We start from the raw sequence: 12,034 nt of genomic DNA, 5'->3' as shown, positions 1-12,034 counted from the left end.
GGGTGGCTTTTTCATTTTCCGTCCCTATATTGTTTGCAGCGCTTGCCCAACGGACGTCTGCGGTTATGCTTGTGGACTGCCGAGGAGATTGAAAACATGGCCTACGATTTTGACCTTTATGTGATTGGCGCCGGTTCCGGCGGTGTGCGGGCTGCGCGTTTTGCTGCCGGTTTTGGCGCGAAAGTGGCTGTGGCCGAGAGCCGCTACCTGGGTGGCACTTGTGTGAATGTCGGCTGTGTGCCGAAGAAGCTGCTGGTCTATAGCGCACACTTCGCCGAAGACTTCGAGCAGTCGCAAGGTTTTGGCTGGACACCGGGCGAAGCGAAGTTCGATTGGGCGACCCTGATCGCCAACAAGGATCGCGAGATCAATCGCCTGAACGGCATCTATCGCAACCTGCTGGTTAACAGCGGCGTGACCTTGCATGAAGGCCACGCCAAGATCGTTGATCCGCACCAGATCGAGATCAATGGTGAACGCTACACCGCCAAAAACATCTTGATTGCTACCGGTGGATGGCCACAGATTCCGGAGATTCCGGGGCACGAACACGCGATCAGTTCGAACCAGGCGTTCTTTCTCAAAGAACTGCCCAAGCGCGTTTTGGTGGTGGGCGGTGGTTATATCGCTGTTGAGTTCGCCGGAATCTTCCACGGCCTGGGCGCCGAGACCACGTTGCTTTATCGCGGTGAGCTGTTCCTGCGAGGCTTTGACGGTGCGGTGCGCAAGCATTTGCAGGAAGAGCTGACCAAGCGCGGCATGGCCCTGCAGTTCAACGCCGACATCGAACGTATCGACAAGCAGTCCGATGGCAGCCTGAGGGTGACGCTCAAGGATGGCCGTGAGCTGGAGGCGGATTGTGTGTTCTACGCCACGGGTCGACGCCCGATGCTCGACAATCTTGGGTTGGAAAACACCGGCGTCAAACTCGACAAGAAAGGTTTCGTCGAGGTCGACGAGCAGTATCAGACCGCCGAACCGTCGATCCTGGCGCTGGGCGATGTGATCGGTCGAGTTCAGCTGACGCCAGTCGCGCTGGCCGAAGGTATGGCCGTGGCGCGACGTTTGTTCAAGCCTGAGCAATATCGCCCAGTGGATTACAAGATGATTCCGACCGCGGTGTTCAGCTTGCCGAACATCGGCACGGTCGGCTTGACCGAGGAAGAGGCCCGGGAGGCCGGCCACGAGGTGGTGATCTTCGAGAGCCGCTTCCGTCCGATGAAGCTGACCCTGACCGAATGCCAGGAGCGCACTCTGATGAAGCTGGTGGTGGACGCCAAGACCGACAAGGTTCTGGGCTGCCACATGGTCGGTCCAGATGCCGGGGAAATTGTTCAAGGCCTGGCAATTGCCTTGAAGGCTGGCGCCACCAAGCGCGATTTCGACGAAACCATCGGCGTGCACCCAACTGCCGCCGAAGAGTTCGTCACCCTGCGTACGCCGGTCGCGAGTTAATCGTCCTTTTGGGGCGCTGATGCGTCTGGCGCCGTCGCAATGACGGCCGCCAGGCGCACGCTCTCATCCAGGCTCGCCTGAGTCTTGAGCAACTCAATTTCCAACCCTTTGTTTATCTGCGACTGCTCGTCGACGCTCTGCTTCAGCGACTGGCTTTCCAGCAGGGCCGCGCGCAAGCGTTCCTGGAGGAGGGTGCGTTCGCTGTCAATACGGTTGACCTGTTCCAGCAACTGATCCTGTCGAGCATTGGTTTGTTTGAGTTGATCCTGCAGCAGGCTCAACTCTCTCAAGGTGCCACGGTTCTCCGTCAGCAAGCGCTCGTTGTCGCGGTGCAGTTGCGTGATCTCATCCTGGCGCACCAATGCGCTCTGTTGAGCTTGGCGCAATTCCATCTGAATCTGCTGCACCTGGCTTTCGTGGCGGCGCTGCTCCTGCTCGCGCTGTTCTTTGACTGCGTTGCGGTAGTGTTCCAGTGCGTCACGAGCATGGAGATGTTTTTCTTCAAGGGAGCGGATCTGCTCGTCCTTGTCGTTCAAGCGTAATTCGAAATCGGCCAATGCCTGGTTCAGCCCGGCGTTGCGGGTTTGCTCGGTCTGCAAGATGGAGCGGGTTTCGTGCAGTGCCTCGGATTCCTGAGTCAGTGCCAGGCTTTGAATCTCGTATTGCTGTTGCAATTCTGCATTGGCTTGTCGAGCTTCAGTCAGCTGAATTTCCAACGCTTTTCGCTGCTGATCGAACTGCGCGCGTGCCTGGTCGATGGGTTCTTGCGCCTGTTCCTTGAGGCGTTGCGCCAAGCGTGAGACCAGGCCTGCCAGCTCATCATCAATGGGCTCGGAAGGTGTTTCGGCGCGCTCGCTGCCGTCGTCCAGCTCCTTCAAATAGCGGTGGATAGTGGTTTTTGAGCCGGTATTGCCCATCTCGATCCGTACCGCGTCGATGCTGGGGTTTTCGCCTCGGGCGAGGATCGCCAAACGTGCCGCTTGCACTACTGCTTTATTAACGCCGCCACGAGCCATGTCTTCTCCTACGATTTCGTACTGTGGTACATGCCACTAAGGTACGTAGTGTACCATCCTGACGAGAAAGATAAATAATGTAGATTAATGATGCGGGATATACTGGTATTACCCCGTGTGATAAATGCTCTAGCGCAGTTTCACCCGCCAAAGCGGTACGTTTTAGAGAGTTGAGCGAGATTGAGTCGATGAGTGAGCTGGATCGTTACCTGCAGGCCGCCACGCGCGACAACACCCGTCGCAGCTATCGGGCGGCTATCGAGCATTTCGAAGTCAGTTGGGGCGGATTCCTGCCGGCGACCAGCGACAGCGTGGCGCGTTACCTCGTCGCTCACGCAGGCGTGCTGTCGATCAATACCTTGAAGTTGCGCTTGTCAGCACTGGCGCAATGGCACAACAGCCAGGGTTTTCAGGACCCGACCAAGGCGCCGGTGGTGCGCCAAGTCTTCAAGGGCATTCGCGCGCTACACCCGGTTCAGGAGAAACAGGCCCAGCCATTGCAGCTGCAGCATCTCGAACAGGTGGTTGCCTGGCTGGAGCGGGAGGCTACAGAAGCAAAGGTTCAAAATGATCAGCCTGCACTCCTGCGGGCCAGACGCGACACGGCGCTGATCCTGTTGGGCTTCTGGCGTGGCTTTCGTAGCGATGAGTTGTGCCGCGTACAGATTGAGCACGTTCAAGCGGCTGCCGGCTCAGGCATCACGCTCTATTTGCCGCGAACCAAGAGCGACCGCGAAAACCTCGGCAAGACTTACCAGACGCCAGCGTTGCAGCGGCTGTGCCCGGTGCGAGCGTACATCGACTGGATCACTGAATCAGCGTTGGTCCGTGGACCGGTATTTCGGGGCATCGACCGTTGGGGCCACCTGAGCGAGGAGGGGCTGCACGCCAACAGCGTGATTCCGTTACTGCGCCAGGCGCTGGAACGTGCCGGCATCCCGGCCGAGCATTACACCAGCCACTCCTTGCGGCGCGGTTTTGCCACCTGGGCCCATCAGAGCGGGTGGGACTTGAAGTCGTTGATGAGTTACGTGGGCTGGAAGGATATGAAGTCCGCCATGCGCTATGTTGAAGCCAGCCCGTTTCTTGGGATGACACCGCTCGCGGAAAAAACCATTGGCGCTGCTAAGTAAGTTTTCTTCTATTAATACGTTCGGTAATAGCGAAAACCAATGAGCAGCATGAGCTTTGCCAATGAGCCATCCGGCCATCGAGTGGGTAGGATTCACTCCATTAACTTCTCAACCAAACTTTTCAACCCTGACAGAGAGTCATCGATGCCTATCATCAACAGCCAAGTTAAACCGTTCAAAGCTACCGCCTACAAAAATGGCGACTTCGTACAAGTGTCGGACGCTAACCTGAAAGGCAAGTGGTCTGTGGTGTTCTTCTACCCAGCCGACTTCACCTTCGTTTGCCCGACCGAACTGGAAGACCTGGCTGACAACTACGACGCATTCCAGAAGCTGGGCGTCGAAATCTACAGCGTTTCCACCGATACTCACTTTGCCCACGCTGCCTGGCACAACACGTCGCCAGCCATCGGTAAAATCCAGTACACCATGATCGGCGACCCGACTCACGCCATCTCCCGCAACTTCGACGTGCTGATCGAAGACGCAGGTCTGGCTGACCGTGGCACCTTCGTGATCAACCCTGAAGGCCAGATCAAAATCGTCGAGCTGAACGACGGCGGTGTGGGTCGTGACGCTTGCGAACTGCTGCGCAAAATCAAGGCTGCTCAGTACGTTGCTGCTCACCCAGGCCAGGTTTGCCCAGCCAAGTGGAAAGAAGGCGAGGCCACTCTGGCTCCGTCCCTGGACTTGGTCGGCAAGATCTAAGTCTGTGAAAAAAGCATCATCAGGGCGGGTTTCCGCACCTAAGTAAGCTGCAACCGCCCTTTAAAAAACGCCCGGGCGAGATTCGCTCGGGCGTTTTTTTTCGAATCGACTTTTTACAAATCAAGGAAATCGCCCGTATGTTGGACGCCAATCTTAAAGCCCAGTTGAAGTCATACCTGGAACGGGTCACCCAGCCGATCGAGATCATTGCATCCCTCGACGACGGTGCGAAATCCCAGGAAATGCTCGCACTTCTTAAAGACGTTGCCAGTCTTTCCAACCAGATTACGTTGCTCGACAACGGTGACGATGCGCGTAAGCCATCATTCTCGATCAACCGCCTGGGTGCCGATATCAGCCTGCGTTTCGCCGGCATCCCGATGGGCCACGAATTCACTTCGTTGGTGCTGGCGTTGCTGCAAGTTGGCGGCCACCCTTCGAAGGCCAGCGTTGAGGTGATCGAACAGATTCGTTCGCTCAAAGGCGAATTCAGCTTCGAGACTTACTTCTCGCTGTCCTGCCAGAACTGCCCGGACGTGGTTCAGGCGTTGAACTTGATGGCCGTGCTCAACCCGAACATCCGCCACGTCGCCATCGACGGCGCGCTGTTCCAGGCCGAAGTCGATGATCGTCAGATCATGGCCGTGCCAAGCGTTTACCTGAACGGCGTGAACTTCGGTCAGGGCCGCATGGGCCTGGAAGAAATCCTCGCCAAAATCGACACCAGCGGTATCGAGCGTCAGGCCGAGAAGATCAGCGCCAAAGAAGCGTTTGACGTACTGGTCGTCGGTGGTGGCCCGGCCGGCGCTTCGGCTGCGATCTACGCAGCCCGTAAAGGCATTCGCACCGGTGTGGCGGCTGAACGTTTTGGTGGGCAGGTGCTGGACACCATGGCCATCGAGAACTTCATCTCCGTGCAGGAAACCGAAGGGCCAAAACTGGCTGTGGCGCTGGAAGAGCACGTCAAGCAATACGACGTCGACATTATGAACTTGCAACGCGCCGACAAGTTGGTGCCGGGCAAGAACGGCGAGCTGAACGAAATTCACTTCGCCAGCGGCGCGACCCTGAAAGCCAAGACCGTGATCCTGGCGACCGGTGCGCGGTGGCGTGAAATGAACGTCCCGGGTGAGCAGCAATACCGCAATAACGGCGTGGCGTATTGCCCGCACTGCGACGGTCCGCTGTTCAAAGGCAAGCGTGTGGCGGTGATTGGGGGCGGTAACTCCGGTGTCGAAGCGGCCATCGACCTGGCGGGTATCGTGTCCCACGTAACGCTGCTGGAGTTTGATGTACAGCTGCGCGCCGATGCGGTCTTGCAGCGCAAGTTACACAGCCTGCCGAACGTCACCGTCATCACCAGTGCGCAAACCACTGAGGTGATGGGCGACGGTCAGAAAGTCAACGGCCTGCGTTACAAGGATCGCCAGTCGGACGAGCTGCGTAGCGTCGAGCTGGAAGGGATCTTCGTGCAGATCGGTCTGTTGCCCAACACAGACTGGCTCAAAGGCACCATCGAGTTGTCGCCTCGCGGTGAGATCATCGTCGATGCCCGTGGTGAAACCTCGATGCCGGGTGTATTCGCTGCCGGTGACGTGACTACCGTGCCGTACAAGCAGATTGTGATCGCGGTGGGCGAGGGTGCCAAAGCCTCTCTGAGCGCGTTCGATCACTTGATCCGGAGCTCGGCCCCGGCATAAAACGCCGACGCTGAAACACAAAACCCCATGAGCGATCATGGGGTTTTTGTGTTTCACACTGATCGTTCCCACGCTCTGCGTGGGAATGCAGCCCGGGACGCTCTGCGTTCCTTTTTTACATCGGAGCAGGCTGAATGATCTCAACCCAGTAAGCATCCGGGTCCTTGATGAACGCCAGGCTCTTCATGCGGCCGTCATCCAGGCGTTTCTGGAAATCGCAGCCCAGCGCTTCGAAGCGCTCGCAGGCAGCGCGGATGTCCGGCACCGAGATGCAGATGTGGCCAAAACCGCGCGGGTCAGTGTTGCCGTTGTGGTAGGCGAAATCCGCGTCGTTCTCGGTGCCGTGGTTGTGGGTCAACTCAAGAATGCCGGGGATCGATTTCATCCACTCGGTGCGCGCAGCGGCGTCGGCCGGGATCTGGTTTTTATCAACCAGCGCCAGGAAGTAAAGACTGAACTCGGCTTCCGGGAAGTCGCGTTTTTCTACCAGCGAGAAACCCAAGACGCGCGTGTAGAAATCCAGGGACTTGGTGATGTCCTTGACCCGCAGCATGGTGTGGTTGAAGACGAACTTCTGGGTGGCGGTGTCAGGTTGGGCAGTCACGCCTGGGAAGGTGTTCAATTCGTGCAGGCTCATGGGCCCTCCGGAAAATAAGTGGGGTTAACGAATGGCAACAATGATACGCAAGGGCTCGGACATCACCAAACCCAAACCGTCGGCTATTGCCTGACAGACGGGCGAGGCTCAAACTTTACGGTTCTATCCGTGAGTATTCATCGCAATGACTCGATTCTGTAAATCGACCTTCGTCCTGTTTGGTGTGCTTTCAGCGATTGCCTGCGCTCACGCAGACGAGCCAATCGTGACCTGGCCCAACGGCTGGGAAGTCGAATCCGTCCCGAAAGATGACACCAACACCCAGGTGTTCCGCCAGCGCGCGGTGAAAAACGATCAGGGCGGCACGCCGGTGATGGTGATGGAGTTGACCATGACTCAGGTGGAAAGCGGTCATCAGGTGGATCTGCCAGGCGTGTTGCTGGAGATGCGCAAGTCGGTGCAGAAGGACTTCTTTCAAGGCGGTTATCAAAGTGTCTGCAATAAGATTCACCCGACGACCTTGAGCCGCTTATCCGCGCTGGAAACTACCTGCACGATCACACAGAACGGAAGGCATGTGCTCTCTCAAACATTGGTTGCCGCCGTGGATGCCGATAAGGCCTATGTTCTTTCCTACGCGGGGCAGGCAGAGGTTTATAAGGCAAGTCAGGATGAAATAGAGGCAGCTCGTAACAGCTTGAAACTTTAGTTAAGGATTTCAATGATAGCCGTTTCAGCGCATTCTGAAATTTTTAGATACCCAAAGGGATTAACCCAAAGTTATTCAACAAGTAACGAGATAATCGACGCCAATCGTTGCATTTAGAAGGCGTCCATGAAAAAGCCCTGCATTGGCAGGGCTTTTTTTGCCACCGCGAGTGCTTAGTCGCGCAGCCAGGAATCGACGGTAGCTGCACCGTATTGTTCCTTCCAGGCTTTCAGGCCGCGGTGGTTGCCACCCTTGGTTTCAATCAGTTCACCGGTGTGCGGATTCTGATAAACCTTGACCACGCGTGCACGGCGGGTTTTAGGCGCTGTGGCCTGTAGCAGGCCGGACTTTGCCGAGTTCGGATCGAGAATGGCGACGATGTCGCGCAGGCTCTTGCCGTAGGTTTTCATCAGCCCCTGGAGCTTTTCTTCGAATTCGATTTCCTTCTTGAGCCCGGCATCGTTCTTCAGGGATTCCAGCTGTTTAAGCTGCTCTTGAAGGGCCTTTTCAGCTGCACGAAATTCAGCGAGTCTGGACAATATCTTTACTCCAATAGTGTGTTTGGCTGATACCAACCGCAAACAAAGCTATAAGCCAAGAGCCTTGAGGCGACTCGGTGATAGTGGCTCGCCTGCTAATCTTGCGCAGGCATGAAAAATTGTAGTAGTTAATTGGCCAAGAGTAAATCCTGTCTTTTTCTTCATGTAACAACAGTAGTCTTTTGATTCAAATGGGTGCCCGGTCTCCTTGTCTCGTCGCTTAGAGCCGCTAGTTAATGGTGACTTAATGCGTTAATGAACTCTGCGCCGGGCATCGGCCGGCCGAACAGATAACCTTGCAGGAAGTTCACGCCGTGAGCGGTCAGATAATCACTTTGTTCCGCGGTTTCCACACCTTCGGCGACGATACCCAGATCGAGCTTGGCCGAGAGTTCGATGATGGTGTCCAGAATGTGCCGTGAGAGCGCGTCAACACCGATCATAGCGACAAAACTCTGGTCGATTTTCAGAAAGTCGACATTGAACTGACGCAAGTAACCCAGGCTTGAGTGGCCAGTGCCAAAGTCATCAATCGCGATCATTACGCCCAGCGCGTGGAGCTGCTCGAACAGTTGGAGGGTAATGGCCGTCGGCTCGATGAGTTCACGCTCGGTCAACTCCAGCACCAGGCAGACGGCACCCGGTGAGAAGGCGCCGAGGAATTCGCGGCAATCATCGACCAGTTCCAGGTCCTTGCAGTGGCTGGCGGTGATGTTGATGCCGATGTGGAAAGCTCCCTCGAATGAGGATGAAACAGGCGCCAGCAGTTCGGCGGTCTGCTGCATCAACGAGCGGGTCATCGGCACGATCAACCCGGAGTGTTCGGCAAACGGAATGAACAATTCCGGATTGACCAGACCTTCCTTTGGATGATTCCAGCGCATCAGCACCTCGGCGCCGGACCACTTTTTGCTGGCGCCATGCACCACAGGCTGAAAATACGGGATGAACTCCGCAGCTTCCAGAGCGCGCTGCATTTCATGGCTTGGCGACGACGAGCGCTTCTGCAGGGCGTGCCCAATGGCACCTGAAGCCACACCAAAGAAGATCATCAAACTGAACAGCGGTGGATACTCGGTGGTCATGTAACGCCAGGTTTCACCTTCGGGAAAACCGGCCGCCACCGTGAAAGCGTAACGCGAGGACGTCAATGTGCTTTGCGCCACCGGCAAGGCGGGCAGGGCACCTTCGTGGACGTTGCCATCGGCGGACAACCAATCGGGGCCGACTTGCAGTAGCAGCAATGTCTTGCGGCCGCTCAGGCGCAGCACATTACTCAGGTGGTAACCGTACAGGGTGGTCAGCGCCCCTTGGTTTCCTTCGCTGAGTCGATACACCAGCAACGCGGTATTGGGCGTGACCGGGTTGCCGTTCATGAGCCACAACTTGCCCTGGGTGTAGTCGCCGGGATTGACCTTTTCCTGATAGTCGCCGAACAGAGAACTGCAATAAAGGTTGTTGTCCTGCACCAGATTGGTCGAGCGAACGAATGGGCGGCGGGTGACCTGTTCGCGCAGGGCCAGTTTGACGTCGTTGCAATTTTGCCCGGCCAGTGGCAGCAATTCGTGCGCGGCCTGAGCGGTGTTGTCGAGCATCAATTCGAATTGGCGAATGGCTTCCTCGGCGCTCTGCTCGGTGCTGTGTTTGAGTGCGCGTTCAGCCTGCATATAGAGAATGGCGAACCCCAGCAGCACCGGGAGTAATCCGCTCAGTAGAGTCACAGCCATCCTGATGCTGCGTTTGCGGCGAGATTTGACGTTCAATGGCATTTGCGAAACCTGTAACGATGAAATAGGGCTCTCAAATGCTGGCAGGACGGGACGCCTTCCAATAAGAGTTCAGGTAGAGGCCATGATAGTTGGCTCTTGGCACGTGTGCCGCTCAGCGGTAGTTCAGACCCTCGGCCAATTTGATAAAAGCCAGCGCTGCAGGTGATGACTGGCGCTGATCCAGCACCGCCAGACCCACCTGACGTGCGACCGGAGGCGACAGTGGTTTTTGGACTGGATTTTCTTCGGTTACGTAGTTGTCCAGGCACTCCGGCAGCAGTGCCACCTGCGTCCGAGTCGCACCATCTTGATCGAGTCCCGGAGTACATGATTGGCGCCAGCGTCGTGGAGGCTCTTCGACGCCTTCGATCTAGGTATATGCTGATTGCTGCATTTTTAACTGCCGGGAACCTGCACATGCCTAACTTTAATCTTGAAACGCACGTAGCTCTTATCAGTGGCGCAGGCTCTGCGAATGGAATAGGAATGGCGATTGCTCGCCGGCTGGGTCGTTCCGGGGCTAAATTAATCATTAGTGCGAGCAGTGCCTGTATTGCGGATCGCGTTGCTGAGCTGAAATCCGAGGGTTTCCTGGCCAAGGGAATGGCTGCGGACCTTAGTGATGAGAGGCAAGTAAAAGAGTTGGTTGAGTGGGCTTCCAGTCTTTGGGGGCGAATAGATATTTTGGTGAATAATGCGGGCATGGCCATGCAAGGCAGTCCAGAACCGTTCTCTTCGTTGGCTGACATGAGCCTAGACATGTGGAATCTGTCATTGACACGTAATTTGACAACGGCGTTCTTGCTCACTCGGGCAGTATTACCAGGAATGCAGAAACACGGTTATGGCCGCATCATTAACATCAGTTCCACGACCGGAACTCGGTGCAGTAATCCAGGTGAAGCTGCTTATAGCGCAGCGAAAGCCGGAATGCTTGGAATGAGCATGGGACTGGCGTTGGAAGTCGCCAAAAATGGCATCACGATCAACAGCGTAGCGCCAGGCTGGATCGCCACAGAATCAAGTGGCAAAGAAGAAATGGAAGCTTCACGGTACACGCCTGTAGGACGTGCCGGGCGACCGGAGGAAGTGGCTAGCGCCGTAAACTTTCTAGCCTCCCCTGAAGCTAGCTACATCACCGGCGAAGTCATAGTTGTAGATGGTGGAAACTCTCTGGTTGAGCGCAAGACGCCTTGATACGCTTTGGGGACGCTAGGCGCCCGTTCAGCATCCAAATTTGTCGATCAGGAACTAGCTCAACGGGATGGCGCGACTCAATATAGGTGAAAAAATCATCTGAAACGCGGTGCCGTTGAAGTCTGCATCGGCCCCATGACTTAGCGTACCGCCTAAGTTTTTTACAAGCGTAGTGATTACCTTCATTCCCAGCCCCGACATTTTATCTACATCAAAGTCAGCTGGAAGTCCCCTACCGTTGTCGCTCACCGTTAAGCAGTATTGGTGCTGAAAGGGTGCTAAGCGCACGTGGACCCTGGAGGCTCCATATTTCAACGCGTTAGTCACCAATTCATTAACAATTAGGCCGATTCGACTGATTTGTTCGCTCGCTAAAGTTAACGGGACGGCCTCGACCGAAATGGCTGCCTGATCCCCACTACTTAGCATTGTTGATAAGCCAGCGCACAGTCGAACCAAGTAGTCAGCGCAATCGAGTGTAGTGACAGCCTTGCCGACATGCATATGTTGATGGACATTGGCTACGGCAAATATCTTGGCTGCCGCTCTAGAAATCTCATTAGCCGCTTCAGAGCTGCCCAACTGAGCACTTTGAATGCTCAGCATCGACACAATCAACTGCAGGCTATTCATCACTCGATGGTCAATTTCCTCAGCCATTAGGTGGGAATGGTTCAGCGCAGCTTCCTTCTCAGCTATGGATCTCATGGCGGAGAGTCGCAGCTCGAGCTGATCCATTACAACGCTGGCAAGATCCGTCAACGTGTCTATCTGTTCTTGGGTCACTGTGCGTGGCTTCCTGTCCAACACACAAAGCGTTCCCAGATTGAAGCCGTCGTGCGTATGCAGCGGCACACCCAAGTAAAACTGAAGCCCCAATTCGCCTACGACGAGGGGATTAGCAAGCGTTCGAGGATCGTGCCTAGCATCCGTTATTAACCAAGGCCCACTCTGTAAGATCGCGGAGGCACAAAGCCCGGAATTGCGGGGAGTTTGATTTGTGTCGAGCCCGTGATGGGATTTGAACCAGATTCGATCTGTATCGACGATGCTCACGATTGCTATCGGAGTATCGAGAAGGCGCGCTGCTATTGCGGTCACACGGTCAAATGCGCCGTCCGGAGGGGTGTCAAGGATGGCATATCTGCGAACGATGTCCATGCGAAGTGATTCGATTGGACTTGGTTTATTAGAACTTACGGAGTGAGGC

The 12,034-nt window shown here is 55.8% G+C and carries 11 protein-coding genes and 1 pseudogene; 6 read left to right on the top strand and 6 right to left on the bottom strand.

Annotation, left to right across the window (positions count from 1 at the left end; translation table 11 throughout):
- Positions 1–96 precede the first annotated feature (96 nt).
- Positions 97–1,455, top strand: a complete 1,359-nt coding sequence (gorA, locus tag ACYZTR_RS15100) for a glutathione-disulfide reductase (RefSeq protein ID WP_461972085.1) — start codon at positions 97–99, stop codon at positions 1,453–1,455.
- On the opposite strand, the gene ACYZTR_RS15095 is transcribed toward gorA, so the two are convergent.
- Positions 1,452–2,471, bottom strand: coding sequence for a DNA-binding protein (locus ACYZTR_RS15095; RefSeq protein WP_461972083.1), 1,020 nt, complete (start codon positions 2,469–2,471; stop codon positions 1,452–1,454). The genes gorA and ACYZTR_RS15095 overlap by 4 nt on opposite strands.
- A gap of 188 nt (positions 2,472–2,659) precedes the next feature.
- Here ACYZTR_RS15095 and ACYZTR_RS15090 point away from each other — a divergent pair, with 188 nt between their 5' ends.
- From ACYZTR_RS15090 to ahpF, 3 genes are all read left to right on the top strand, one after another.
- Positions 2,660–3,604 (top strand): site-specific integrase, encoded by a 945-nt coding sequence (locus ACYZTR_RS15090; RefSeq protein ID WP_461972081.1) that lies wholly within the window; start codon positions 2,660–2,662, stop codon positions 3,602–3,604.
- Positions 3,605–3,748: 144 nt separating this feature from the next.
- A complete protein-coding gene (ahpC, locus tag ACYZTR_RS15085) occupies positions 3,749–4,312 on the top strand; it encodes an alkyl hydroperoxide reductase subunit C (RefSeq protein WP_461972079.1) in 564 nt (187 codons plus the stop codon).
- A gap of 137 nt (positions 4,313–4,449) precedes the next feature.
- Entirely contained in the window at positions 4,450–6,012 is a 1,563-nt protein-coding gene (ahpF, locus tag ACYZTR_RS15080) for an alkyl hydroperoxide reductase subunit F (protein ID WP_461972078.1), read from the top strand.
- A gap of 115 nt (positions 6,013–6,127) precedes the next feature.
- On the opposite strand, the gene gloA is transcribed toward ahpF, so the two are convergent.
- Positions 6,128–6,649 (bottom strand): lactoylglutathione lyase, encoded by a 522-nt coding sequence (gene gloA / locus ACYZTR_RS15075; protein ID WP_461972076.1) that lies wholly within the window; start codon positions 6,647–6,649, stop codon positions 6,128–6,130.
- 145 nt (positions 6,650–6,794) lie between these two features.
- On the opposite strand from gloA, the gene ACYZTR_RS15070 reads away from it, so the two are divergent.
- Positions 6,795–7,319 (top strand): DUF4946 domain-containing protein, encoded by a 525-nt coding sequence (locus ACYZTR_RS15070; protein WP_461972074.1) that lies wholly within the window; start codon positions 6,795–6,797, stop codon positions 7,317–7,319.
- A gap of 173 nt (positions 7,320–7,492) precedes the next feature.
- On the opposite strand, the gene ACYZTR_RS15065 is transcribed toward ACYZTR_RS15070, so the two are convergent.
- From ACYZTR_RS15065 to ACYZTR_RS15055, 3 genes and pseudogenes are all read right to left on the bottom strand, one after another.
- The gene (locus ACYZTR_RS15065) at positions 7,493–7,858 is read right to left on the bottom strand and encodes a histone-like nucleoid-structuring protein, MvaT/MvaU family (RefSeq protein ID WP_461972072.1); all 366 of its coding nucleotides are present in this window, start codon (positions 7,856–7,858) and stop codon (positions 7,493–7,495) included.
- Between the two features lie 233 nt (positions 7,859–8,091).
- A complete protein-coding gene (locus tag ACYZTR_RS15060) occupies positions 8,092–9,627 on the bottom strand; it encodes an EAL domain-containing protein (protein WP_461972070.1) in 1,536 nt (511 codons plus the stop codon).
- 112 nt (positions 9,628–9,739) lie between these two features.
- Positions 9,740–9,862: pseudogene (locus tag ACYZTR_RS15055) on the bottom strand (LysR family transcriptional regulator); the annotation flags it as partial.
- 182 nt (positions 9,863–10,044) lie between these two features.
- Here ACYZTR_RS15055 and ACYZTR_RS15050 point away from each other — a divergent pair.
- Positions 10,045–10,824: an SDR family NAD(P)-dependent oxidoreductase gene (locus ACYZTR_RS15050; RefSeq protein WP_461972068.1), complete on the top strand. Its 780-nt coding sequence runs from the start codon at positions 10,045–10,047 to the stop codon at positions 10,822–10,824.
- Between the two features lie 54 nt (positions 10,825–10,878).
- On the opposite strand, the gene ACYZTR_RS15045 is transcribed toward ACYZTR_RS15050, so the two are convergent.
- Complete coding sequence (locus tag ACYZTR_RS15045; protein WP_461972066.1) at positions 10,879–11,985, bottom strand: sensor histidine kinase; 1,107 nt, start codon at positions 11,983–11,985, stop codon at positions 10,879–10,881.
- Positions 11,986–12,034: the final 49 nt, after the last annotated feature.

This window comes from Pseudomonas sp. Hz4 (assembly GCF_054898165.1).
Note: the sequence above shows the minus strand (reverse complement) of the source record. Positions and strands in the feature narration are given on the sequence as shown.